17 protein-coding genes and 1 pseudogene are annotated in these 25,693 nt (G+C 40.2%); 12 read left to right on the top strand and 6 right to left on the bottom strand.

Annotated elements, in window-relative coordinates:
• Window positions 1–28: 28 nt before the first annotated feature.
• Entirely contained in the window at window positions 29–283 is a 255-nt protein-coding gene (locus FFU37_RS19025) for a hypothetical protein (protein WP_138490317.1), read from the bottom strand.
• 331 nt (window positions 284–614) lie between these two features.
• Here FFU37_RS19025 and FFU37_RS19020 point away from each other — a divergent pair, with 331 nt between their 5' ends.
• Window positions 615–1,040 (top strand): hemerythrin domain-containing protein, encoded by a 426-nt coding sequence (locus FFU37_RS19020; protein ID WP_138490316.1) that lies wholly within the window; start codon window positions 615–617, stop codon window positions 1,038–1,040.
• A 99-nt stretch (window positions 1,041–1,139) separates the two neighbouring features.
• Here the strand turns inward: FFU37_RS19020 and FFU37_RS19015 are convergent, their stop codons facing one another.
• Both FFU37_RS19015 and FFU37_RS19010 read right to left on the bottom strand, forming a co-directional pair.
• The gene (locus FFU37_RS19015) at window positions 1,140–3,656 is read right to left on the bottom strand and encodes a plasma-membrane proton-efflux P-type ATPase (protein WP_138490315.1); all 2,517 of its coding nucleotides are present in this window, start codon (window positions 3,654–3,656) and stop codon (window positions 1,140–1,142) included.
• A 287-nt stretch (window positions 3,657–3,943) separates the two neighbouring features.
• Window positions 3,944–4,357 (bottom strand): hypothetical protein, encoded by a 414-nt coding sequence (locus tag FFU37_RS19010; RefSeq protein WP_002960120.1) that lies wholly within the window; start codon window positions 4,355–4,357, stop codon window positions 3,944–3,946.
• Window positions 4,358–4,786: 429 nt separating this feature from the next.
• Between FFU37_RS19010 and FFU37_RS19005 the strand changes: the two genes are divergently transcribed.
• The 10 genes from FFU37_RS19005 to FFU37_RS18960 all read left to right on the top strand — a co-directional run bounded on the left by FFU37_RS19005 (window position 4,787) and on the right by FFU37_RS18960 (window position 21,132).
• Window positions 4,787–7,147, top strand: coding sequence for a TonB-dependent receptor (locus FFU37_RS19005; protein WP_138490314.1), 2,361 nt, complete (start codon window positions 4,787–4,789; stop codon window positions 7,145–7,147).
• Between the two features lie 24 nt (window positions 7,148–7,171).
• The gene (locus FFU37_RS19000; protein ID WP_138490313.1) at window positions 7,172–9,325 is read left to right on the top strand and encodes a dihydrolipoyl dehydrogenase family protein; all 2,154 of its coding nucleotides are present in this window, start codon (window positions 7,172–7,174) and stop codon (window positions 9,323–9,325) included.
• A gap of 2 nt (window positions 9,326–9,327) precedes the next feature.
• A complete protein-coding gene (locus tag FFU37_RS18995) occupies window positions 9,328–10,146 on the top strand; it encodes a DUF547 domain-containing protein (RefSeq protein WP_138490312.1) in 819 nt (272 codons plus the stop codon).
• Window positions 10,133–11,467, top strand: coding sequence for an ABC transporter substrate-binding protein (locus FFU37_RS18990; RefSeq protein ID WP_138490311.1), 1,335 nt, complete (start codon window positions 10,133–10,135; stop codon window positions 11,465–11,467). The genes FFU37_RS18995 and FFU37_RS18990 overlap by 14 nt, the downstream gene beginning before the upstream one ends.
• A complete protein-coding gene (locus FFU37_RS18985) occupies window positions 11,464–13,218 on the top strand; it encodes an ABC transporter permease (protein WP_138490310.1) in 1,755 nt (584 codons plus the stop codon). Before FFU37_RS18990 ends, FFU37_RS18985 begins: the two co-directional genes overlap by 4 nt.
• Before the next feature lie 55 nt (window positions 13,219–13,273).
• Entirely contained in the window at window positions 13,274–13,912 is a 639-nt protein-coding gene (locus FFU37_RS18980) for an ATP-binding cassette domain-containing protein (protein WP_138490309.1), read from the top strand.
• A gap of 32 nt (window positions 13,913–13,944) precedes the next feature.
• Complete coding sequence (locus FFU37_RS18975) at window positions 13,945–14,625, top strand: CDP-alcohol phosphatidyltransferase family protein (protein ID WP_138490308.1); 681 nt, start codon at window positions 13,945–13,947, stop codon at window positions 14,623–14,625.
• On the top strand, window positions 14,618–15,409 hold the full coding sequence (locus FFU37_RS18970; RefSeq protein WP_138490307.1) for a sterol desaturase family protein: 792 nt from the start codon (window positions 14,618–14,620) through the stop codon (window positions 15,407–15,409). The genes FFU37_RS18975 and FFU37_RS18970 overlap by 8 nt, the downstream gene beginning before the upstream one ends.
• A 420-nt stretch (window positions 15,410–15,829) precedes the next feature.
• Window positions 15,830–17,956, top strand: coding sequence for a glycoside hydrolase family 16 protein (locus FFU37_RS18965; RefSeq protein WP_138490306.1), 2,127 nt, complete (start codon window positions 15,830–15,832; stop codon window positions 17,954–17,956).
• A 242-nt stretch (window positions 17,957–18,198) separates the two neighbouring features.
• On the top strand, window positions 18,199–21,132 hold the full coding sequence (locus tag FFU37_RS18960) for a TonB-dependent receptor (protein WP_138490305.1): 2,934 nt from the start codon (window positions 18,199–18,201) through the stop codon (window positions 21,130–21,132).
• Window positions 21,133–21,183: 51 nt separating this feature from the next.
• Here the strand turns inward: FFU37_RS18960 and FFU37_RS18955 are convergent.
• Window positions 21,184–21,459 (bottom strand): annotated as a pseudogene (locus tag FFU37_RS18955) (S41 family peptidase); the annotation flags it as partial.
• A 170-nt stretch (window positions 21,460–21,629) separates the two neighbouring features.
• Window positions 21,630–22,502, bottom strand: coding sequence for a trypsin-like serine protease (locus tag FFU37_RS18950; RefSeq protein ID WP_002960100.1), 873 nt, complete (start codon window positions 22,500–22,502; stop codon window positions 21,630–21,632).
• 452 nt (window positions 22,503–22,954) lie between these two features.
• On the opposite strand from FFU37_RS18950, the gene FFU37_RS18945 reads away from it, so the two are divergent.
• Window positions 22,955–23,986, top strand: coding sequence for a LacI family DNA-binding transcriptional regulator (locus FFU37_RS18945; protein WP_138490304.1), 1,032 nt, complete (start codon window positions 22,955–22,957; stop codon window positions 23,984–23,986).
• A gap of 95 nt (window positions 23,987–24,081) precedes the next feature.
• On the opposite strand, the gene gtfA is transcribed toward FFU37_RS18945, so the two are convergent.
• Complete coding sequence (gene gtfA / locus FFU37_RS18940; protein ID WP_138490303.1) at window positions 24,082–25,554, bottom strand: sucrose phosphorylase; 1,473 nt, start codon at window positions 25,552–25,554, stop codon at window positions 24,082–24,084.
• Window positions 25,555–25,693: the final 139 nt, after the last annotated feature.

Below are 25,693 nucleotides of genomic sequence, written 5' to 3'. Positions count from 1 at the left end.
TTTAAATTACAGCTGCAAGTTAGCCTATTTACTTTTCTACCACCATTGCAAAAAATTCAAAAAAGAACGTACCGATGGCATCAAAAAAAGTGTCATTTTTTTCATCCTTTTTAATTTGTGCGCTAATGCATTGATTGTAAACCTGTGAGCTTGTTTGAGCGCCATTTCGATCAACCATTTCAGCCTCTTCAATGCATAAGTTAGGGTCAGAACGCGGGGCTGTACTACATGCACTCAGTAAAGCGCACAGTAATAATGCGGCGATGGGGCTTTTTATGTTCATCCCTAAACTATCCTATTAAGTTAACGTGCTACCTGCATTTATGTGTGAGAGTAATATATAGGTTGTACCCAAATAACACTGACACTTTATCACTGCAATAAAATAAACAACCAGTAAATATTTGTAAGGTTCTGTAGGAATTTATACTCACTTTTATAATTGAACTACGCAAAAGCCTGAAATTATTGCATTCATATCACTGTAAAATTTACAGTGATCGCAGCCAAAGAATAAAAAATTAAATTAAATTTATTAAAATACAAGAACTTAATATTTGGCATTTAGTTTGCTAGTTAATGATATAAGCAAATAAATTGTAAAAGGACTAGTTATGAATATTTTTGAAGCACTACGTCACGATCATGATAAACAACGAGAATTGGTAGATGCGCTTATTCAAACACACGGCGACACAGAGCAGCGCCACAAGCTAATGGATGAGCTAAAAACAGAATTAGAAGATCACGCAAAATTTGAAGAACGTTACTTTTATAACCCACTTATGTTTGATGACTTAACTCATGAAAAAGCGCGCCACAGCGTAGCTGAACATCACGAAATTGATGAATTAATTGAACAACTTGAAGATACCGAAATGAGCTCATCTGCATGGTTAGTTGCAGCTAAAAAGCTACACCATTTGGTACACCATCATTTAAGTGAAGAAGAACATGAAGTGTTTCAATTAGCGGGTAAAGCACTTACCGAAGGGCAAAAAGAGAGCCTTGCTGAGCAATATAACGACGCTATGCATTAGTTGCATAACATGCAAACCGACTTCCACACACTCCCTGTGTACTTATTGGTTATAAGCCTTATGGCTTATAACCAATTTTTTTATTTTTAAGCCTATATGCTAGCTCTTCTCTAGCAATGGTGCTTCTGTCGGATCAAAAATTCGATACGCCACTAGCTTTAAACCATCGTTAATAAAAAACCACACCAAAGCATATGCCCACACAGCAAGTGCCCAGCCCCATCCTAATGGGGTCATAAACACACCATAAACAGCAATAAGTGTTGCTATAACTTGCGTGCCAAATACGGCGACCATTAATATAGCAGACGGTTTAATAGACCAAAATGGACCTCGGGTACGCGCTAAAAATATAGTCAAATGCCCTGCTACAGAAAGTAATAAGTACATTAATGTTTGAAGATGAGGACGGTCGAGTTCAAATACTTTATCTCCTAAGTAAAATAAACCAAAGGCTGCAATTGGCCCTAGAATTCCCAGCACAGATGCAATACCTAAAACGAGCCGCATATTCCATGTTTCGGGCTTATTTTGATAATGTACATTGTCGTATGCAATTGACAAAATGGCGGCATCGTTAAGTAAAGCAAGCATTACAATCATGACTGCTGTTAACGGATAAAAGTTAAAAATTAATATCGCCATTGTCATAAAAAGTAATACGCGCAGAGTTTCAGCAACCCTGTAAATAGCGTAACTGTTCATGCGTTGAAATATTTTTCGGCTTTCTTTAACTGCATCAATTATAACCGACAAGCCATCGGTCATTAACACGATTGATGCTGCTGAACGCGCTGCATCTGTAGCGCCCGATACAGCAATACCACAGTCAGCTTTTTTAAGTGCTGGCGCGTCATTTACGCCATCTCCTGTCATACCAACAATGTGCCCTCTATGCTGAAGCACATCAATAATATGGTATTTATGCTCAGGAAATACTTGTGCGAATCCGTCAGCACTCTCAATAGAGTCATCTAACTGCGTTGTTTGGTGATGCTCAGTTGCACCAAATCCACTAGCATCAAGAATGTTTGTCCCTAAACCCAGTTTACTTGCAGTTTCACGCGCAATGGCCACTTGATCGCCCGTGACCATTTTAACGCTCATACCCATTTCTTTTGCATCGGCAATGGTTTGTATTGCTTCTTCACGCGGTGGATCAAAAAGCGGCAATACGCCTATAAATTGCCATTTACCTTGCTCGTCTGTTTTAGCAACCGCTAAAGAGCGAAACCCACGCGCTGCAAATTCATCTATCGATGCCTCAACTGCAGTTTTAACTGCTTCAATATTAACCGACAAAGCTAAAATAACCTGCGGTGCACCTTTGGTCACTTTAAACGTTTTGCCATCAGCATTTTTAACAATTGCTTCAGTACGTTTGCTCACAGGATCAAATGGCTGAAAATGCTCTATATGATAAGAATCTAGATGCTGCTCAGCTTTTACACTTTGTAATACTGCTAAGTCAATCGGATCGTTATTTTCTGAGCGAGATGCTAATGCCGCGTACAATATAACTTGCTCAGCAGAGCCTTTATTTATTGAGTTTTCGATATAAAACGGGTCACCTAATGTTAATAGGTTTTGTGTCAATGTGCCGGTTTTATCAGAACAAAGAATATCAACACCCGCTAGCTCTTCAATTGCGGCTAAACGTGTTACAACCACTTGCTTTTTAGCCAATAAACGAGCGCCTACAGCCATAGTAACTGATAGCACTGTTGGCATAGCGACTGGTATTGCCGCAACGGTTAATACGAGTGCAAACTGCAATGTGGTGATCATTGGATCATCGCGAAACAAAGCAACAATAACTATAAGCAGTACTAAAGCCGCAGCAAGCATTATTAAATAATTACCAATTTTAAGCACTGCTCGCTGAAAATGACTTGTGGTTCGCTCCCCTTGAACTAACTGTGCTGTTTTACCAAAAAAGGTATTAGCGCCGGTTGCGTAAACTATTGCTTCTATTTCCCCTTGGCGAATAATAGAGCCCGAATAAACAGTTTCACCCGCCGACTTTACAACTGGCAACGACTCACCCGTAAGTGATGATTGATCGACTTCTACGGGATCACCATTTAGCAAACGCGCATCTGCAGGCACTATATCCCCCATCCGCATTCTAATAACATCACCTGGAACAAGTTCGCTGGCATTTAAATTTTGCCACTGAGTATCGCGGCGAACGCGTGCTTTGTTAGCTAATTTTGCTTTTAATGCAGCAATTGCATTACCCGCTTGGTGCTCCTCCCAAAAGCCAACCAATACGTTAGACAGCAATAATACAAGAATAATAAAAAAATCAGCCCAGTGCTTAGCAAGCGCCGATAGAATAATAGCAGCCTCGATCATCCAAGGTATTGGTCCCCAAAAGTAAGATAAAAATTTGAGTATTAGGTTTGTTTTTTCTTCAACTAGTTCGTTAGGTCCATATTGTGCCAATCTTTGTGTGGCATCAGTTTGGCTTAACCCGTCGGATGATGTTTTTAGCTTTGCTTGTAATTGTGCTAAATCGAGCTTGCTCAATTCATCGTAACTTTGACCATGTGAAAACTTGTTTGCTGAATGATTTGATGACTGATGCACTGACGAAATTTTAACCTTTTCCATACGAGCCTTCTATACAACATTGAGTTGAATAACTTGAGGTAATTAAAACCTACTAACCGTATAGCTAACATAAACTAAAGCTGTCGATATTGTTCTTACAAATATATTAACTTTGATCTAACGCAATATTTAGGATGAAATAATATAAAAAGGATTATTTTTAGAAGATGACAAAGAGGTTGGATTATTAAAAGAAGTGCTCAAAGGCTATACATTGGGCTGAAATAGTAAATAACTCAGCCCAATGTATTTTTAGCTATAACCTTAAGGGTATGGCTATTGTTTTATTACTTTACAGTAAATTTCACGTCTTGGTCGCGTAATAAGTAAAGTGCAAAACACGCAGCCCACATTGGCCATGCAGTAAAGAATAATAAGTTATTAAAGCCATCTATGTACTGGTTGTACGAAGAAAGCGTAGATAAACCATGCATTACAAAAATGATACCGTACGTTATACGCTTTTTAATACCTGCTAAAAATGCTAAAACAAGCACTAACTGCACCGCACCAATAATGTAAGCCACTATGTCTGTAGAGCCACTAATACCGTAAAAATGTTCAAAAATACGTGCGCTATGCCCAGGATTAACAAACTTATCGAATGTCCACATAACCATTACAATAAACACGCCTAAACGCAAAGATAAAAGTGACCACTGCAAACGGTTTTGCACATCAGAATTCATTGAACCTGTCATAAAATTTCCTTAAATGAATATTAATAAACGTAGAAGTAACCTAGACCGTATAAGTTGTTTTTTATTTCAAAAAATTTCAAAAATTTTTGATTAAATTCATTAGTTAAGCCATGCAGTACTAAAAGAGAAGCTTATTTAAGTAATTTAAAAAATGCTGCATAAAAGTTAACAGGTTTAAAATGTTAGTAGGTTGAAAGTAGTCTATAATTAATAAATCTTATTAAAAGCAATTATTTATGCTTAATTAAATACAGTTACTCTATTAACATTTTATCGACTAATAAAACAATAGTACTTAATTACCAACTTTATAATGCATCTGTTTTGTTATGTTCTAAAAAACAAAAAGAATCAAAATTTTACTGAAAGTTATTTTTAATCCTTTCGGTCTTTATCGCCAACAACATTTTAACCGTAGAGAGAAAACGTTTGAAACACGCATATTTAGCACTTTCCCTAGCCACCATATTAAATACACCACTTAATGCTTTTGCAGCCGAAGAACCAGAATCAGCAAAAGAAGGCGCAATTGAGCGTATTGAGGTGGCAGGCCAAGTTATTAAATCTCAAGGCCTTTCGGTTAAAAATGCCACTGTAGACGGCCCTTTTGGCGACAACTTAGCTCTACAAGATATAGCCCGTTCAGTAACACCAATTTCAAGCGAGTTAATAGAACAACTCAATATTACGACTTTACAAGACGTACTTGCAGTAAGTCCTAATACCTATTCAGCCAGTGGTTTTGGAGCACCGAGTTTACCTACTATTCGTGGTCAACTCGGTGAGCTTTTCCAAGATGGTACACGCCGCCAAGCAGGTAATAATGGCTTTGGTGTGCCGTTATCGTTCAACTCTATAGAACAAATAGATGTAGTAAAAGGCGCGCCACCGGTATTATTTGGTTCAAGCCAACGCAACGGTGGTTTTGTAAACTTACATTCTAAAAAAGCATCAACTGACGACAGTAAAGGCAAAGCAACGGTATCTGCAGGAAGATGGGATCAGTACAGTGTTTTAGTTGATTACAGTGCACCTATAGTAAAAGACAAAGTAGGTTTTAGAGTAAGCGCTGAACACATTGATAACGGCAGTTACTACGACTTTTCGGGCACGAAAAGCGACAGCCTATTTGCAGCACTTAGGGTGTTACCTGATGACAAGAGCAGCTGGGATATTAACTTTGAGTTATACCAAGTTGAATTTACCGATAACGCAGGTATTAACCGCCCTACTCAAGCCTTAATTGATGATGGCCTTTATATTACCGGCCAAGGCGTGCAAGCCAATGGCAGTACAGTACCGGCAGCAGGTTCAATAATCTCACCTACTGGGCAAGTAAAAATAGACCGTAGTACAGTACTTACCGACCCTGACAATCAAAACGAAGCCACTACTTATTTACTACACAGTATTTATAAGCGTGAACTTTCAAACAATGCATCAATAAAAAACATTACGTATTTTCAGCACTTACAACGCGAAGAAATTGCACAAAATAGCTTTGTTGAAATTATAGATGGTGCCGATACCGCGCAAAACCGTACCGAACTGACTTACCAATGGAGCAACGAACAGCAAACAATTTTTGCTTTTGATGTGCGTTACAACCGCGTGCTAGGCTACAGCCAATTTACAACAGAAGCCGACTTACCTATTGATTTAACAGGCCCAATTTCAAATCGCCGCATTCCTTTAACTGATGCACAACAAGCGCGTTTAATTGAAATTAGCCCAGGTGTATTTGTATCCCCTGGTGGTCAATACGATATTAATAACGATGGCAGCGGCGACTTTAACTTATCAGACACTACCGATTCGCGCTCATGGCAAACGGGTTTTGCTATTCAGCAAGATTCTGATTGGACAGATAAGTTTCATACAAGTGTTGGTTACCGCATAGATTTTTATGACGTAGACGCGCACGACCCAATAGCACCAGAGGGTGAAATTGCAGCTCGCGATAGCATTAACGATAAACTACATTCGGGGCAAGTAAGCTTTAATTACCGATTAAATGGTGATTACACCACTTATGGTGCAGCAAGTTACAACGAAGCCACATCAAATAGTATGGCTGGCGGCACGTCTCTTGGTGGCGACAACACGATTAGCGCACAAAACTTTTCAACCGAAAATACCTTAGTTGAATTTGGTTTGAAATACGCACCAACCGACAGCGATTGGTACGCCGATGGTGCAGTGTTTAGCCAACGTCGTAGTTTACGTAATCGCGATGGTAGTAATACCGGCATTCGTACTACCGGCTTTGAAAGCCAAGTATTTTATGATGCTTACCCTTATTGGCTAAGTGCTGGCTACAGCTATATTGACGCTCGCTACGATAATTCTGCAAGTAGCCAAGATTCAGCGCAAGTAGCAGATGCATTTGACAACTCACGTCCAGATATTATTGCAGGTACCAGTGTTGGCGCACCTAGCTTTACCGCTTTTGCACCTTCAAACACCCGTGTACAGGGCATCCCTGAGCAATCTTTCAGCTTTAACGGAAATTATTCAATTAATTCGAAATGGCAAACGGGTTTTTCAGGTCTATATACAAAGAGTTACCCATTAGACTTTTTGGCGACAGTAAAAATTCGTGATCAATACACACTAAACGTAAATACTAGCTATGCTTTTACGCCTAGTACCAAGTTACGATTAGATGTAAACAACGTGACGAATCAAAAAAACTGGCGCCCAGTATTTGAAGGCGGTTACTTTGGTGCAACTTTAGCTTTTCCTGAGTTGCCAATTAACGCCAAGCTTACGCTTACCCATAATTTTTAAAGACAAGTTTGAAAGAGAGAGAACATGATTAAAAAAATATTTCTATTATTGATTGCAGCGGCCGCCGTCGGTCTGTTCTTTCATTTTGACTTACACCAACTACTTACGCTTGATGGCTTAAAAGGATCGATGGATCAGTTTAACCAATATAAAGAGCAGTCACCATTACTAGTTATTGGTGGGTTCTTTTTACTATACGTAGTAGTAACTGCTCTCTCTTTACCTGGCGCCGCTATTTTAACACTTGCCGCAGGTGCATTGTTTGGCTTAGTTGAAGGCTTATTGGTTGCATCTTTTGCCTCAACTATTGGCGCAACACTTGCCTTTTTAGTATCGCGTTACTTACTACGAGACACTATTAAACAACGTTTTCCTGAGCGCTTAGCCGCCATTGATGCAGGCGTTGAAAAAGAAGGTGGATTTTACTTATTTACCCTTCGTTTAGTGCCGGTGTTTCCGTTCTTTTTAATAAACCTACTAATGGGTGTTACTTCAATAAAGTCATGGACTTATTACTGGGTAAGCCAAGCAGGTATGCTCGCCGGTACATTTGTATTTGTTAACGCAGGTACACAACTGGCGCAAATAGAGAGCTTATCTGGAATTTTATCATTCAACTTAATCTTATCATTCGCTTTATTGGGTATATTCCCATTCATTGCAAAAGGAATCTTAAACGTGTTTAAAAAACGTCGCGTATACAAAAACTACACTAAGCCTAAAAAATTCGACCGTAACATGATTGTTATTGGCGCAGGCGCAGGTGGTTTGGTAACAAGTTATATAGCCGCTGCTGTTAAAGCAAAAGTAACCCTTATTGAAGCGGGCGAAATGGGCGGCGACTGTTTAAACTATGGTTGTGTTCCAAGTAAAGCAGTCATTAAAAGCGCTAAAATTGCAGAACAAATTCGCCATGGTGAAAACTACGGCCTAGAAAATGCGACACCGCAGTTTTCGTTCAAAAAAGTAATGGCACGTGTACACAAAGTAATTGCCGATGTAGCACCACACGACAGTGTTGAGCGTTACACTGACTTAGGCGTAGATGTTGTAAAAGGCTACGGTAAATTAATAGACCCGTGGACTGTAGAAATTAAACTTAACGACGGTGGCACGCAAACACTCACGGCACGCACTATTGTTATTGCCACTGGCGCACGCCCATTTGTACCGCCACTACCTGGTATTGAAGAAACAGGCTATGTAACAAGCGATACATTGTGGAATAAATTTGCAGAGCTAGATGAGGCACCTAAAAAACTTGTAGTACTTGGTGGTGGTCCAATTGGTAGCGAATTAGCACAAAGCTTTGCACGTTTAGGTTCAAGCGTTACGCAAATTGAAATGGCGGAGCGCATCATGATCAAAGAAGATCTTGAAGTGTCTACTTTTGCTCACGAAGCGTTAACCGAAAGTGGCGTTAATATTTTAACATCGCACCAAGCACTTCGCTGTGAAACGCGCGATGGTAAAAAATATATTGTTGTTAAACATAACGACAAAGAAATAGATATTGAATACGACGAGCTATTATGTGCCGTTGGTAGAAGTGCGCGCCTTAAAGGTTACGGTCTTGAAGAGCTAGGCATTGAAACAAACCGCACAGTAGTAACTAACGAATACCTAGAAACACTGTACCCTAATATTTTTGCAGCAGGCGATATTGTAGGTCCATACCAGTTTACACATGTGGCAGCTCATCAGGGTTGGTACGCAGCGGTAAATGGCTTATTTGGTCACCTTAAAAAGTTTAAAGTAGATTACCGTGTTATTCCGTGGACTACGTTTATTGACCCAGAAGTAGCACGTGTTGGCTTAAACGAGCAAGACGCAAAAGACAAAGGCATAGATTACGAAATTACTCGCTTTGAATTTGAAGAGCTAGACCGTGCAATTACCGACAGCGCTACAAAAGGCTTTATTAAAGTGATTACACCCAAAGGCAAAGACAAAATATTGGGCGTTACCGTGGTATCTGAACACGCTGGCGATTTAATTGCTGAGTTTGTACTGGCAATGAAACACGGCTTAGGTCTTAACAAAATACTCGGTACTATACACAGCTACCCTACTTGGGCTGAAGGTAACAAATACGCAGCAGGTGAGTGGAAACGCGCTCATGCACCTGAAAAAGTGCTTAACTTGCTTGAAAAATACCACACTTGGCGTCGAGGTTAACTATGTTTAAAACACCTCTAAAAGCATTGCTACTTGGTTCGGCTTTAGTTGTAACATCGTTTGCAACGTCATTTTCGGCTCAAGCCCAAAACATGCACGATAGCTGGAATGCATTATTAAATAAGCATGTTGTCGCTATTAATCATAATCACAGTACTGAGGTTGATTACGCTGCCATAAAACGTGAGCATGCACAGCTAAAAACGTATTTAGATTCGTTAACGGCTGTAACGCAAAGCGAATTTGACGCGTGGGAAAAGCCTAAGCAACTCGCTTTTTTAATCAATGCTTATAATGCGTGGACTGTTGAACTTATATTGACTAAGTACCCTGATATTAAGTCAATTAAAGACTTAGGGAGCTTTTTTAGCTCACCATGGAGTAAAGAGTTTGTGCCATTACTTGGCAAAACTCGCAGCCTTGATGATATAGAGCATGGTTTAATACGTGGCAGCGGTAAATACAACGACCCACGTATTCACTTTGCAGTAAATTGCGCGAGTATTGGTTGCCCAGCGCTTCGAGAAGAAGCCTATACAGCCACTGATTTAGAGAGCCAATTGCAAGAGCAAACAGTGCGTTTTTTATCAGATATGACACGCAATATGGCTCAAGAAAATACGCTAAGCGTGTCTTCAATATTTAAATGGTACGGCGATGACTTTGAAAAAGGTTTTAGAGGTGCAAACACGCTACAGCAGTTTTTCCTGCAATATAGCGACGCACTTAAACTGATACCCGCTCAGCAAAAAGCACTTAAAAATGATGACATGAAAGTTAAATTTTTAGACTACAACTGGGATTTAAATGTTCGCCATTAAGTTTTGGCAAACACTGGCGCGATACAGCTTTTGCTGTGTCGCGTTTTGCGTTTGTGCAATCGCAAATTTAGCTGCTTTTTCGAGCACTGCGTTTGCTAATACCGTTATTAACTCTAATAGTAAAAGTAATTTAGTAATAAACACACAACAGGGATCTCGCTGGCAACAAGTTCAAGCACTTGGTAGCAATCAAGATGTATACTTTTATGCATGGGGTGGCGACGCGCAAATAAATGCTTATATTCAATGGGCAGCACAGCAAGTTAAAACTAAGTACAACATTAACCTAGTGCATGTAAAATTAAGTGACACCAGCGAAGCAGTAAGCCGTGTACTTGCCGAAAAATCAGCAAACAATAACAACCAAGGCAGCGTAGATTTAATGTGGATCAACGGAGCTAACTTTGCCACCATGAGTGAGCACTCTCTGCTTTTAAAGCAATGGGCAAATAAACTCCCCTACTTTGCATTAACCGATCCGGCTAATAACCCTGCTGTAACCTATGATTTTGGTTTACCTACCAATGGGATGGAAGCGCCATGGGGGCAAGCGTCACTTACGTTTTATTACGACAGCATTGCAATAAATGGTAAGGCAAACAATAAATTGCCGACGACATTAAACGAATTATTAAACTGGAGCGCACAAAACCTTGGTCGCTTTAGTTACCCAAAGCCGCCTGACTTTTTAGGTATGAGCTTTTTAAAATACGCCTTAGTTGTGCTGCATAAGCACAGCAGCGAAAACATTAAAGCACAGCTAAACCAACCAGCTACAACTAAAAATACGGCGCAAGTGTTAAACCCACTGTGGGACTTTTTAGATAAACTACACCCAACGCTTTGGCGTGCTGGCACTCATTTTATGCAAAGTGGTGCTCAAATGCGCCGCCTTGTGGACGATACAGAGTTGAGTTTAGCCTTTACTTTTTCTGCACCTGAAGTACCCGCAGCTGTAAAACGCTATGATTTACCAAACAGCATTCGCAGTTACGCAATGAGTGATGGCAGTTTAAGTAATACCCATTTTGTGGCAATCCCTTACAATGCAAGCCACCAGCAAAGTGCGCAATTAGTGGCTAATTTTTTACTCAGCCCTGAGGCGCAAGCTCAAAAACAAAAAGCGCATATATGGGGCGATAAAAGCGTACTTATTCAATCAACGTTAACGCCTGATCAGCAAGCCTTATTTAAAACAGCTAAACCACATCCAAGTGCGCTGCCTTTAAACAGTATTAAACGCACATTGAGCGAACCTCATCCAAGCTGGGTAAACGCCATTATGCAAGGTTGGCAAACTCGTTATGGAGTAAGCCAATGAGCGTTATTTCAAAAAGTGTACCGATTAATACCAAAGCAACAACGCAGTGCAGCACCGATATGTTTACGCGCATTGCAAAATTTAGCCCGCGATTTTTACTCGCTTTACTTATACTACCCGTACTTGGTGGCTTAATTAGCGTATTGCTGCCTGCCTTTGGTTATGCGCCCGTACTTGAGCAAACAACGTTTAGCTTGCAAGGTTTTAATGCCCTTTGGCAAACACCCGGCCTTACTCAAATGGTTACCTTAAGCGTTGCAACGGGCTTAATAAGTACTCTGCTTGCATTTATCATTACCTTAATGATTTTAGCTGCGTTTTTTAATAGCCCGTGGCTTAACCGAATTCAGCGTTTATTGAGCCCTATATTAGTGATACCTCATGCCGCCGCGGCTATTGCAGTAGGGTTTTTAATTGCCCCTTCAGGTATGATTTCACGCTTAGCGTCGCCTTGGTTAAGCGGCTGGGAACTTGCGCCAAACGGCATGTTTCCGCATGATTCATTCGGTATTAGTATTATTTTAGGCTTAACACTAAAAGAGCTTCCCTTTTTATTATTAATGGCACTGGGCGTACTTGCTCAACCTGAGCTTGGCAAAAAATTACGCCAACAACATAAGGTTGCGCTTAACTTGGGTTATTGCCCAATGACCGCCTTTTTTAAAGTAATACTGCCAAGCCTTTATCCGCTGCTGCGTTTGCCCCTTTTAGCGGTGCTTGCCTATGCAAGTGCCAGTGTAGAAATGCCACTCATTTTAGGCCCAAATACACCACCCACGTTAGCCGTTGCAATAATGCATTGGTTTAACGATGTTGATTTAAACCTGCGCATTAAAGCCTCTGCAGGTGCTTTATTACAACTGGCTGTTACAGGCGGTTTGTTAGCCCTTTGGCTTGGCGGGGAAAAGGCCGTAAAAGTGCTATTTAGCGACTCTCTCACTAATGGGGTGCGCGAATACGGCGGATTTTATTGGCAAAAAATAACGGTCGTACTCACCGCATTAGTAATTAGCTTTATACTATTGTCGCTTATTGGTTTAGTTATGTGGTCGGTTGCAGGTTTTTGGCGCTTTCCAGATGCAATGCCTGAGCAATTTACACTACTGCATTTTAAAAGTGCGCTAATGCAAATGGGCAGTCCGCTTTTTAATACGCTAGCAATCGGTTTAGTAACCACACTATTTGCCATTATTCTTACTTTATTGTGTTTAGAATCAGAGCAGTTGAGTGACAAACCTATTTCTCGTTTTACCAGTTTAATTATTTACTTACCGTTATTAGTACCCAGTATTGCCTTTTTGTTTGGGCTAGTATGGATACAACAATTGGTAAATAACCAAGCCGCATTTTTTAATGTGGTACTTACGCATTTACTGTTTGTGTTGCCTTATGTGTTTTTGTCACTTGCGAGCAGTTATAGGCGCTTAGATCCTCGTTTTGCTCATGTTGCAGCAAGCCTAGGCGCAGCGCCATGCAAGGTGTTTTTTAAAGTAAAACTACCTCAGTTGTTTGCCCCTATTTTAATTGCAGCCGCACTGGGCTTAGCAATTAGTTTTGGACAATATCTCCCCACGCTTTTAGCTGGCGGCGGGCGCATAGCCACAATAACAACCGAAGCCGTTACGCTTGCTAATGGCGCAAGCAGACGCACCAGTGCCGTGTACGCTATTATGCAAATGGCGTTGCCACTTATTGGATTTATACTGGCATGGGTTTTACCTAAATATTTTTTCAAAAGTGCACGTGTTTAAACGTGCACATATTTAAAGCACCCATGTTTAACACTATCAGGGTTAAGGTTTTTTAATGCAGTCATCGTTACAGATTAAAAATTGTCAGCTTTATCGCCAAAATGAGCTGTTACTTAGCTTAAACGAGCAAGTTAATGGCGGTGAAATTCTGACTATTATGGGCCCATCAGGCAGTGGTAAATCAAGCTTATTAAATTGGCTTACGGGTACTTTACCAAGTAGCTTTAAGGCCAATGGTGAAGTGTGGCTTAATGGTCAAAATATCGATAACACCCCTCCACACTTGCGCCATATTGGAGTGCTTTATCAAGACGCTTTATTGTTTTCGCATTTAACTGTTGCTGGTAACATTGCCTTTGCAATGCCCAAAGGTAATAAAAAACAACGCATTGAAAAAATAGCACACGCACTTGAGCAAGTCGGTCTTAAAGACATGGATAATCGCCACCCCGATAACTTGTCGGGCGGGCAGCAAGCCCGTGTTGCATTATTACGTATGCTGCTGAGCGAACCTAAAGCCATTTTACTCGACGAACCCTTTAGCAAACTCGACACCCAACTGCGTGTTGATACACGCGAACTCGTGTTTAGCCAAATACGCGATCATAAGCTACCTGCAATTATGGTAACTCATGACCATAGCGACGCCGACGCTGCAAATGGCAAACTCATTACTTTAAGTAGCGCACTTTAAATACATAGCTTTAAACGCATAAGGCAATAAACATGCTAGACAAATTTATCACCCCTGTAATTAAGCCACTTTTAACACCTGTGGTTATGCTTATGCATAAACGCGGCATAACCGCCGATCAGCTAACCGTAGTTGGCTTTTTAGTTGGCTTATTAGCCGTGCCATTACTGGCGTTTGAAATGTGGTACGGCGCATTAGTGGCCATTGCTTTAAATCGAATTTTAGATGGACTTGATGGCGCATTAGCACGTTATGCAAACCAAAGTTCAAGCGCGGGTGGCTTTTTAGATATCACACTCGACTTTTTATTTTACGCGGCTATTCCGCTTGGCTTTATTTTGGCAAACCCTGAGCAAAACGCAATAGCGGGCTCGTTATTACTTGCCACTTTTATTGGTACGGGCTCAAGCTTTTTAGCTTTTGCGATTGCCGCCGAAAAATTTAAACTCGAAAAACCGCAATTTAAATACAAAAGCTTTTACTACTTAAACGGCTTAACCGAAGGCACTGAAACAATAGCGCTATTTATTGCATTTTGTATTTGGCCGCAGCACTTTGCAGTTATGGCGAGCATTTTTGCTATTGCGTGTGGCATAACTATTTTTACCCGTATACATGGCGGTTATCACACGCTTAAGCAACAAGAAGCCGATGCTAACAAAACAGCTGAAAACATGCCTAGCAGTGCAAGTTCTGAGGTAATAAATGACTAATGAAGTATGGTGGCGTTTAGGTTTCTTTTTTAGCATTTTAGTTATAATGATGCTGCTTGAATGGCAAAAGCCTGCTCGCCAAGCACCTATTAAAAGCAGTACACGTTGGTTTGCTAATTTTGGATTAGTGTTTGCTTCATCAGTTATTGCGCGCTTAGTGGTCCCTATTGGGTTAACTGCTGTTGCACTTTACAATCAAGAGCACGGTATTGGCTTATTTAATCAAATAGCCCTACCAAGCAGTTTAATTATTATATTGAGCATACTTTTACTCGATATATTAATTTATTGGCAGCATAGATTATTTCATCAAGTGCCTATTTTATGGCGCTTGCACCGCGTTCACCACGCCGATGCACATGTTGATACAAGTACGGGCTTGCGCTTTCACCCTATCGAAATTGTACTGAGCATACTTATAAAACTCATTGCAGTAACAGCTCTTGGCGTACCTGCCATTGCGGTACTTATTTTTGAAATAGCACTTAATGGTTTAGCACTATTTAATCATGCAAATATACGCCTACCTAATGCTATTGAAAAACCACTTCGTTTAATATTAATGACGCAAATATTGCATCGAATTCACCATAGCCAAGTGGTTAGTGAAACTAACTCAAACTATGGTTTTAGTGTAATTTGGTGGGATAAATTATTTGGTAGCTACAAAGATAAAGCTAAAAAAACCGACGCAGATATAAATATTGGCTTAAAAGAATACCCAAGCCAAAAGCAAAATGCCTCGCTTTGGGGATTACTTTCAATGCCTTTTAAAAACAAGTAAAGACAAGCATATTTTATCTCATACGATACCAATCCACTTAAAATTACTTTTATGTAGATTGGTATAAACAAAATACTCTTTAAATACTATAAATATACCTGTAACTAACCTTTTAATTGTTAAGTCCTTTCCTACTTTTAGTCGTAAAAAATATTCCGTTCTTGCTCCCATCAAAAAATACAAACAACGTAACCATGTGTATAAAATGCAATTTATGTACAGTCTCAAATTGGTAAACTGGTCTTACCGTAAACTAATTGTAAATAAAATAAACAAATATGTTGACCATTTGCGTACTCCACAATATCATTTGTAAGCGCTTACAAAACACATATCAAAATGTAAGCGCTTACAGCATGAGAAAACAAAGCTCAAAAAACAATTAATCTGACAATAATCTGTTGAAACCGGGGTTCAGTTATGAACATTGAAACAACGCACATTACACGTTTACTTGCCGCTATCTCTTTAGTTACGTTAGCTGGCTGTGGTGGTGACTCTGCCACTAAATCAAATTTTGAAAATGTAGATGCCTCTGAGCCAGTATCAGATTGGCAAATGGTTTGGAGCGACGAGTTTGAAGGCTCAGCCATTGATACAAACAAATGGAACTATGAATTAAACTGCGATGGCGGTGGTAACAACGAGAAACAGTGTTACACCGACAGTGAGCAAAATGCATTTATTGCAGACGGTGTGTTAAACATTGTTGCCCTACCCGCTGAAGAAGGTGCAGAAAAACCTTACACTTCAGCGCGCTTAAATACGCGTTACAACGCCGACTTTACATATGGTCGCTTTGAAGTGCGCGCCAAACTTCCATCAGGACAAGGTAGCTGGCCAGCATTTTGGATGCTGCCAACTGATGAAGTTTACGGCACTTGGCCTCGTTCTGGCGAAATAGATGTTTTAGAATCAGTAAACCTTAAAACACCAGATGAAGATGGCGGTATAGAGTCTAGTATCCATGGCACACTTCATTACGGACGTGCGTGGCCAGATAACAGCTACACAGGGCAAGAATACAAATTCCCTGAAGATACTAATCCAGCAGATGATTTCCACACGTATGCTGTTGAATGGCAAGAAGGCGAAATTCGCTGGTACGTAGACGGTTACCTTTATGCAACTCAGCGTCAATCTGAGGTTTTATATAATTCCAAAAATGAGCCTGCGGGCTTAAAACATCGTGGTTGGTTTGCAGAATACTTTGAACAAGGTTCTGGCGAACTTACAACGCATTGGGATAGCGCACCATTTGATAAAGACTTTCACTTATTACTAAACCTAGCAGTAGGCGGTGACTGGCCTGAAAACGTTAATGATTTAGGTGTAGACGCTAGCGCATTTGAAAACGGCCAAACCTTTGCTATTGATTACGTACGTGTTTATCAATGTGCATCAAACCCTGATACAGGTAAAGGTTGTGAAACCATTCGCCCAGGTTACGATAGCTTAAACGATGCCTTACTTGAGGGCGATGCACCAGTACCTATAGCTGGAGGGGTTACTCCATTAACTATATTTGGTGATTCTTTTAATATTAATTGGCCTGCGTGGGATTGTTGCGGAGGCTCAACTCCTGCAGTAGTTGTTGATGAACAGCAAGGTAATACAGTTGAATTTAGTGTTGGCGAAAACCCAACTGTAAACGGTTTTATTTCAAGAGCGGCAAACATTACTGATGAAGCTGGTGTAGCTTCCCCTTTTGATGCAACCCCCCTGTTAGCACAAGGGTATTTTCAGTTTAAAATGAAAGTAACTAGCGCACCTGCTGATGCAAGCTCTACATGGGTTGTTAAGCTTGAAAGCGCAGGAGACGCCCCTACGGCAGCCGAATTGCCTATTACCCAAAGCGTTGAAGGTATTGCGCCTGTTGTAGGTCAATGGCAAACATACACATTTAAATTAACCGATCTTGTTGCTGCAAACTTAGATATTAGTGCTATTGATGTAGTTATGATTTTCCCTGCTTGGGGAACTGGTAATGGTGCTGTTTATAGAGTTGATGATGTAAAAATTACGCAAGATTTCCCTGAACTTGATGTGTTCTCTGATACCCAAAATCTTGACTGGCCAATGTGGGACTGCTGTAGCGGCTCTACGCCAGTGGAAGCAATGGATGATGAACAACATGGTATAACAGCAGAATTTACTATAAATGATACGCCTACAGTAATGGGTTTTAACAGCCGTACATCTGTTGGCGGAAGCGGCGAAGCATTTGATGCAAGCGCTATCATAACGGTTGGTCAAATTACGTTTGATATGAAAGTTACGAGTATGCCAAGCACACCCGATGCCCCATGGTTTTTCAAAGTTGAATCAAACGAAGGTGACTCTGCCGTAGAGCTTGCACTTACTGAAAGTGTTGAAGGCATTGCCCCTATTTTAAACGAATGGCAAACATATACTTATACGCTTTCTGACTTATCGGCTGCCGGTTTAGATGTAAGTTCGATAGATGTATTAATGATTTTTCCTAATTGGGGCCAAGGCGCTGGCGCAGTATACCGTGTTGATAATGTAAAAATTTCAAACCCATAATTTAGATTTCACTGACAAAAATTTAGGTGTTTATACCAATTGCATTAAACAAGAGACCTATTATAGCGCTAAGAAAATAGCACAATAACAAGGCGAAAATTGTTACATATAGTTGTTCTATATAAATAATTTTTAACGCAGTTAGTGAGTTATTTAATGCGATAGAATGATCATATTTTTAATAAAATTGGTATTACACAGCACCTTCACTCTTGAACAACATTTTATAAAGCAGAGCTATTATGAACACATTTAATTTTAAAAAGAGCCAACTTGCGGCTTCTGTGTCTCTCATCATTGCTGCGAGCACATTAAACACAGCTATTGCGGCAGAAGCAGAAACAAGCGTTTCATCTGATGTAGAAGTTATTGAAGTAAAAGGTATTCGCGGTTCACTTATTCGTTCTATGGATATGAAACGCGACTCTTCGGGTATTGTAGATGCTATCTCGTCTGAAGAAATGGGTAAATTCCCAGATACAAACTTAGCAGAATCGTTACAGCGTATTACCGGTGTATCGGTGAGCCGCGCTAACGGTGAAGGTAGCCAAATTACAGTACGTGGTTTTGGTCCTGAGTTTAACTTAATTACCTTAAATGGCCGCCAAATGCCGGGCACAGGTTATACACGCTCGTATAACCTTGAAAACGTTGCCTCTGAAGGCGTAAGTGCGCTTGAAGTATTTAAAACAGCTCGAGCAGACGTGCCAAGCGGTGGCTTAGGTGCAACGGTTAATATTTCTACTGCGCGCCCTTTTCAAAAGCCGGGTCAAAATTTTTCGGCAACCGTTAAAGCAAACCACGACTCGTCAAACGAAGCTGGCGATGACGTAACACCAGAGTTTTCTACTGTTTACAGCAATACCTTTGTAGATGACACTTTTGGTTTCGGTTTTTCATTTTCGCACCAAGAGCGTGACTTTCAAAAACAAAGTGCCAATATTCAAGGCTGGCAAGCAAACGTAGACCTACCTGATTTAGATAGCAGCAACGTCGTTGATAACCGCACAGACCCTGCAGGTAACTACTACTTCCCTAAAGACATGAACTACTCTATTGAAGATGTAGAACGTGAACGTACAAACGGACAAGTTACTTTTCAATACGCACCGGTAGATGGCTTTGTAGCAACACTTGATTACACTGCAAGTAAAGCTGTTACAGGTTCTCAAAGTATTGGTTGGGGTATTTGGAACGACTTTGGTAGCAATATTAATGGCTACGAGCTAGATGAAAATGGTACAGCTGTTTATGCTGATATTAGCGGTAACGATGCGTCATTCACAGCTAATAAAGGCACTTCAGAAGTAAAAGCACGCTCACTTGGTTTAAACCTAGATTGGGAAATTAGCGACACGTGGCACGTAGAGCTTGATTACCACGACTCTAAAAACGAAACTGATAACGGCGCCGACAATGGGCTGGGAAGTGCCGGCCAAGTAATTTTAGGTTCTGATCAGCTAGCTAATAAAATTTATGATTACCGCACGGGCGAAGTACCCAGTGCACAAGTTAATTGGTTAAATGGCACAAGTGAATTAACGCCTGGCGAAATTGATTCAAACTTTAGTCAGTTTACTCACTCACCGGGTGAATCAAACATTGAACAATTACAGCTACATACAACATGGTATAACGAAAGTTATGACATTGGTTTAGTTAAAGTAAAATTTGGTGCATCACGTACAGAACAAAACACCGGTGGTTACACCGCGTGGAGTGGTTTAGTAGGTGGTCCAGGCTTTAACCCATCGTATACAGAAATATTCCCAGATAGCATGTTTACCCGTCACGATACATCGGGCCTTTTAGATCAATTTGAAGGGGGCGGCAGCAACTTACAACCTGGTTACTACTATACCTACGATTTTGACGAAGCTGTTGCACGCCAAATTGCTTACTTAACGGCAGATGTAACAGGTGGCGATGCATATGCTGCTAATGCATACGCAGACGGAATAGATAGCGAAAGCTACGTAGAAGAAATCACTGATAGCTTTTATGTTCAATCAAGCTGGGAATTTGACGTAAGTAACTACTACGTAAAAGTAAATGCAGGCCTACGCTATGAGCAAACAGATGTAACCAGTACTGTACGTCAACGCGTTGAAGATCAAGTTAATTGGATCAGCGCTTCTGAGTGGATCATGCAATACGCTGCTGGCGGCGATGATAACTTCTTAGAGCAACAAGGTGATTACGATGTTTTACTGCCTTCAATCGACGTAAGTGTTGATTTAACTGAAGACGTAGTAGCCCGCGTATCTTGGGGTAAAACAATGTCGCGTGCACCACTAGGTAATTTAGCCGGTGGCCGCAGCTTAACAGGCAGCCCAAAACCTGGTTCTCGTACAGGTAGCCAAGGTAATACAAACTTATTGCCGTTTGAATCAACAAACCTTGATTTATCACTTGAGTATTACTACGCAGAAGGCAGCTACGCATCTGTTGGTTACTTTAAAAAAGACGTTGATAACTTTATTCAAACCACCATTACGCAAACCACTATTGATGGCTTGTACGATATTTTAAACGGCCCTCGTTACTTACAAGCCGTAAGCGATATTGAATCACGTGGTGAGCAAGCAACAACCGACGCTATTTTTGCACAAATGATTGCCAGCGGTTACGGCAATGCAAATGGCGTTATTGAACCAAACAGCGACGATCCGCTAATTACATGGAATATTAGCCAACCACAAAACACCGACAGTAAATCGGTAGATGGTTTTGAAGTAGCTGTTCAGCACTTAATTGGTGAAACCGGTTTTGGTGTTGGTGTTAACGCAACGTTTGTAGATGGCGACGTTGAATTTGATAGCGAAAGCCTTGATCAACAAGCACCGCTTACAGGCTTAAGTGACTCAGCTAACTTCCAAGGTTTTTACGAAAAAGACGGCCTATCAGTTAAAATTACTTATGCATGGCGCGACTCATACCTAATTGGTGTAGGCCAAGCGCAAGGTTCAGCTGATGCGCCTCCGCAATATGCTAAAGCGTATGGCCAGTGGGACATGAGCGTTAACTACGATGTAAACGAAAACGTAACGGTATTTTTTGATGGCATAAACTTAAATAATGCAACCGAAGAAGGTTACGGACGTTACGAAGAGCAATTCTTATTTGCTAATCAATACGGTCCGCGTTACTCAATTGGTGCTCGTTACACGTTCTAAACTATTTCCTAGTTAGAAGATTAAGCCGCTTGTTACAACAAGCGGCTTTTTTTATAGCGTTTTTATTTGCTCAAGCAACACATTGGTTGTCCAATCAAGGCCGTTATACGCCACATCGGGTTTGTAAAAATCCCCTGCCCCTCGCGCTCTGTTTACGTATACTTTGTTAGATACAATCACTTTCCCCAACCCTGAAGGTAAATCGGCTAAGCGTACCTCCATATACATAGAATCAGCGCTACTTGGTGCACCAAATAACGTTGTATTTTCAAAAAGCTTAAACTTATCAAGCGCATCTAAACAAGCACTCGCACATTGCGGCGGCACTGCTCAGGGTAGTAGGTAGAATGGGTTCTTGTGCAGCATTTATAATTAGTGATAGTAGTAAAGCGCAGAGCAATACAAGATCGGTTATAATATGGAACGACGTAAAATTAGCCATTTATATTTTTCCTTTTAATCTTCTTGCCGGTGCAATGTTATTGCAACTCTGTACCTTAATGGCCATTTTCTATTATTACTTTATCGATCCATTCATTAAAGGATGACACTCTGACAAAAACTGCGACTGAATCATATTTTCCGGGAATGAATTGATTTAACGCAGAGTCTATTTCCACCCAGCTGGCTAAACCTACTAAGATTGGCTTATCTTCGGTAAATATGACTGCAGGACCTCCACTATCCCCAGAGCCAATAGTCCCCTCCAAAGGTAGAGCAGTTTCGTCTGCGTCAAATTTAAATCTAATCCAGCGTTCATCAACTTTAGTGATAACATTGTTGTAATAATTAAGCTGCCTAAATTCTTGAGTCGGTGCCAAGTCTGTAAATTTTTGTCGAAACCAGTTGTAAACTTTTTCTAAAAAACCGGCGTTTTTTGTCTCTCTTAATTCTCCAGTTAAACCATTACCTACCGCTCCCTTACCGTATACAGTAACTTCGAGGCCTAATTCAGTTTTTCCAGAAAAACGTCTAATTGGATTAATATGATCTACTGAATCGGTAAGTTTAATTAATGCTATATCGCTATGGCTATTTAAAAAATCCATCAATGGTTGAGGATCACTATCCCCCCAGTCAGTTTGGTCTTGGACATATTCTGGGTGAAAAATTATTTTATCGATTTTATTTTCGATACCACCTACTTCTATAGGTTTTCCAAGATAATCATAATAAAATGTGTAAATTACATGTGCGGGAGCTAACAACCAATTTTTATCTATTAAAACAGCTGTCCCTTCAAAGGGCATATCTACATAGTATTCTGGAGCATTTTTTAGTTCGTACAGCTCAGGCTTAATATCATGGCGCTTAACAACTGCCTGCGAATTAAATGCAATCATCAACACAAAAATAATAAATTTTTTCATTTAAACATCCTTATCATAAGTGACAGAAAAAACGTCAACCCCTTGAGCTTAACATTCGTACCTGACAATTTTATCTACGACATTTGTCGTTTTACTAAACCGACAAATATCCAAATATTGCGATACATTTATCTTAGCCATCAAATAAATTTGTGTAAACAAATAGTTAAGTGCGAATTGATATGTTAATTGTAAAAACACACCAAAATGGAGAAGATAAATAATATTCCAGATAAGCAAAATTTCCTCTTGAACAAAGCGAATAAACTATAAAAACTTGCTCATTTAATCATCTTTACACACTTTTCAAAAAGCGCCTGTACTCTAAGGAGGTGTTAAACGGGTTGTAAAAAGTACGATAAAAACACCTAAGGTAAATACTCTTAATTTTTACTTTGCTAACGCCCTGAATATGTTAGTTTATTAACATGAGTATTGAGTAAAGAATTGGTATGAGTAAGCAAACCCGCTGGACCCTTAAAAGTATTGCTAAAGAGTTAGGTGTGTCTAACGCGACAGTATCTAATGCGTTTAATCGCCCTGATCAGCTATCGGCTAAACGCCGAGACGATATTCTTGCAGCGTGTAAAACTTTGGGCTATTACGGGCCTAATAAGGCCGCGCAATCGTTGCGTAATGGCACATTTAATATTGTCGCTTTAGTGCTGCCCGATAGTGTGGAATACATGGTGTCGGACCCTGTGGCTAGTAGCTTTATGCGCGGTGTTACCTCGGTGCTTGAAAAAAATGGCATTAATGTTTTATTGTTTTCAGGTAATAGCGATAACCTTAACAACGTGGTCGACTTTGTAGATGGCTTTATTTGTTATGGCCGCCCTCGTAATAACGCGTTAGTTGAGCAGTTAAAAACAGTGTCTAAACATGTAGTGACAATTGATTTTGATATTGCTCGCAATGCCTCTGTAAATATTAATAACGAGCAAGCAAGTTACGAAATTGCTAAACACGTACTACATAATCAAAACGATAAAGTGGCTATATTAGGGCTTAGGTTACTTGATGAAAACGTATTATGCCGCGTGTATGAGCATCACGAATTTGAAACCGGACAATCTATTTCGCATCAACGTTTACGTGGTTATCAACGCGCTTTAAGCGAGGCAAATATTACGGTGGCTGACGATCGCATTTGGAACATTCCTGAAAGTAGCGAGCGTTTTGCTAATATTGCTGCTAAAGAGGTTTTAAGTGCCTCCCCTCGCCCTAACGTTATTATTTGTATGAGTGATTTAATTGCCCTTGCCACAATGCGAGAAGCAATAAAACAAGGCATAAAAATAGGTGAAGAACTGCGTATTGTGGGCTTTGATGGTATTGATGAAGCAGCCCGGTTTGTACCTCGCCTAACCACCATTCATCAAAACAGCCAAGAAAAAGGCGTTATAGCCGCTGAATTATTTATTTCTAAAGAAGAAAAAATTAAGGAAGTCAGTTACGAATTAGAGATTGGTGCGAGTAGTTAGCTTACAAACCTTGTAATAGTTTTATGTGTTAAAAAGCCAAGCTACTTAAGCTTGGCTTTTGCTTTACATGGCGTTTGTAAATTACTTTTATAACATTAAGCTAAAAATGAATTTAAGTTAATCGTTGTTTCTTCATCACCGCTTACCTGCGTAATAAGTGCATGGCGTAATTTAAAATCAACAGTGAGTGAAATAGTTTGCTCATCTAGTTGCCACGATAAACAACACATACTGCCTTCACCTTGGGCGCTAAATTCACCTGCAAATGCAGGGTGTGAATTGCGAATTTTAATTAATTCAATTAAACCTTTTACTACAGGCTTATTTAAGGCCTTGTCGATTATATTTGCGTCTAAATATGGGCGGTTAATATCACGGCCTACATTTGTATTTGTCAGTAATTCCATGTCGTTTTCGCAAGCAAATAGGCCGCCGTAATAAACTTGTGGTACACCTGGAGCAAAAAATTGAATTGCACGCGACAGTAAGTAATCAAAGTCTTTAGCGCCTAATGCGTTGTAGTACGTACAGTTAACTTGATATAAGTCGACATTACTCGCCGCAGCGCCAGTAGCTTGGCGGCTTTGGTTGTTGCTATTGGCGTGCATTGTTTCTACTAGGTTATCAATCTGCTGTGCATTTAATAGCCCTGGTTTGTCGCCCATTGGACCTGCGTCAATAATGCCAATACCGTCGTGTGTATCAAGTACGGTTAAGCAATTACGTGGCGAAATTTGTAACCATTTGAGCAGTGCATCTACATCGTTGTTAAATAAGCTGTGTAAAATAAGCGGTGGTAACGCAAAGTCGTAAACCATATTTACGCGTTTTGCCACTTCTACCTGAGTTTGATAATGGCTATGAATTTCTGCAATGGTTTCCATGCCTAAATCGTTTGCTTGCTTAGATAAGTTATCTAGGTAGCCAAACGTTTCATCAAGCATAAAGCAGTTAGTGCCAGCTTGCTTAATGGCGTAACCCGCCGCATCTAAACGAATAATATTTACATTGTTAGCCGAAAATTTAGTAAGTACGTTATTTAAATACGCAACACCGGATTCTACTTTTACGTTTATATCAATTTGGTTATCGGTAAAAGTGGTCCAAAAGTCATACGTTTGGCCGTCGCCGCACTGCATCGGCGTAAAACAGCTACCTGGGCGTGGGCGGTAAATTGCTTTTTGCTCAGCTTCGCTCATACCATTTGGAAATACATCATCTTTGGTTAAAAACAAATCCCAAAATTCTGATTGCTTACCCTTTGCTAGTACATCTTGAAACTGAAAAGACTGTGCCGATACATGGTTAACAATTAGGTCTGCCATTAAGTCGAGATCTTTACCTAATACTTGTATGTCTTCCCAAGTGCCTATTCTAGAATCAACTTCACTATGATCAATAGGGTCAAAGCCAGCATCGCTGCCATCAATAGGATTGTAAAATGGCAATAAGTGCACACCACCAAATACGCCTTTTAAAGGGCCGTTTAAAAGTGTGGTTAGCGCGCCTATATTTTGGCCAGTGATTCGATCAGCATATGTGATCAATTGAACTTTATTCTTCATCATTGTGTGATTACCATGTTGAAACTTAATCGATTAAGATATATCTTTAACTAGCGAGTAAGAATTTACAAGTAATTTTTAATAATTTTACATACAAATTTCGTGTCTCACGTAATACTACAGTAAGCAACTGACTGACTTA

The sequence above is a fragment of the Pseudoalteromonas distincta genome (assembly GCF_005877035.1).
Classification (GTDB): domain Bacteria; phylum Pseudomonadota; class Gammaproteobacteria; order Enterobacterales; family Alteromonadaceae; genus Pseudoalteromonas; species Pseudoalteromonas distincta.
This window is presented reverse-complemented; position numbering and strand designations above follow the sequence as displayed.

Bases quoted from the DNA above. Each gene is read 5' to 3' on its own strand.
- FFU37_RS18950 (WP_002960100.1), bottom strand. From the start codon at position 22,502: ATGAAAAAATTTATTATTTTTGTGTTGATGATTGCATTTAATTCGCAG.
- FFU37_RS18975 (WP_138490308.1), top strand. From the start codon at position 13,945: ATGCTAGACAAATTTATCACCCCTGTAATTAAGCCACTTTTAACACCT.
- FFU37_RS18945 (WP_138490304.1), top strand. From the start codon at position 22,955: ATGAGTAAGCAAACCCGCTGGACCCTTAAAAGTATTGCTAAAGAGTTA.
- FFU37_RS18980 (WP_138490309.1), top strand. From the start codon at position 13,274: ATGCAGTCATCGTTACAGATTAAAAATTGTCAGCTTTATCGCCAAAAT.
- gtfA (WP_138490303.1), bottom strand. From the start codon at position 25,554: ATGATGAAGAATAAAGTTCAATTGATCACATATGCTGATCGAATCACT.
- FFU37_RS19010 (WP_002960120.1), bottom strand. From the start codon at position 4,357: ATGACAGGTTCAATGAATTCTGATGTGCAAAACCGTTTGCAGTGGTCA.
- FFU37_RS19020 (WP_138490316.1), top strand. From the start codon at position 615: ATGAATATTTTTGAAGCACTACGTCACGATCATGATAAACAACGAGAA.
- FFU37_RS18965 (WP_138490306.1), top strand. From the start codon at position 15,830: ATGAACATTGAAACAACGCACATTACACGTTTACTTGCCGCTATCTCT.
- FFU37_RS19015 (WP_138490315.1), bottom strand. From the start codon at position 3,656: ATGGAAAAGGTTAAAATTTCGTCAGTGCATCAGTCATCAAATCATTCA.
- FFU37_RS19025 (WP_138490317.1), bottom strand. From the start codon at position 283: ATGAACATAAAAAGCCCCATCGCCGCATTATTACTGTGCGCTTTACTG.
- FFU37_RS18995 (WP_138490312.1), top strand. From the start codon at position 9,328: ATGTTTAAAACACCTCTAAAAGCATTGCTACTTGGTTCGGCTTTAGTT.
- FFU37_RS18985 (WP_138490310.1), top strand. From the start codon at position 11,464: ATGAGCGTTATTTCAAAAAGTGTACCGATTAATACCAAAGCAACAACG.
- FFU37_RS18970 (WP_138490307.1), top strand. From the start codon at position 14,618: ATGACTAATGAAGTATGGTGGCGTTTAGGTTTCTTTTTTAGCATTTTA.
- FFU37_RS19000 (WP_138490313.1), top strand. From the start codon at position 7,172: ATGATTAAAAAAATATTTCTATTATTGATTGCAGCGGCCGCCGTCGGT.
- FFU37_RS18990 (WP_138490311.1), top strand. From the start codon at position 10,133: ATGTTCGCCATTAAGTTTTGGCAAACACTGGCGCGATACAGCTTTTGC.
- FFU37_RS18960 (WP_138490305.1), top strand. From the start codon at position 18,199: ATGAACACATTTAATTTTAAAAAGAGCCAACTTGCGGCTTCTGTGTCT.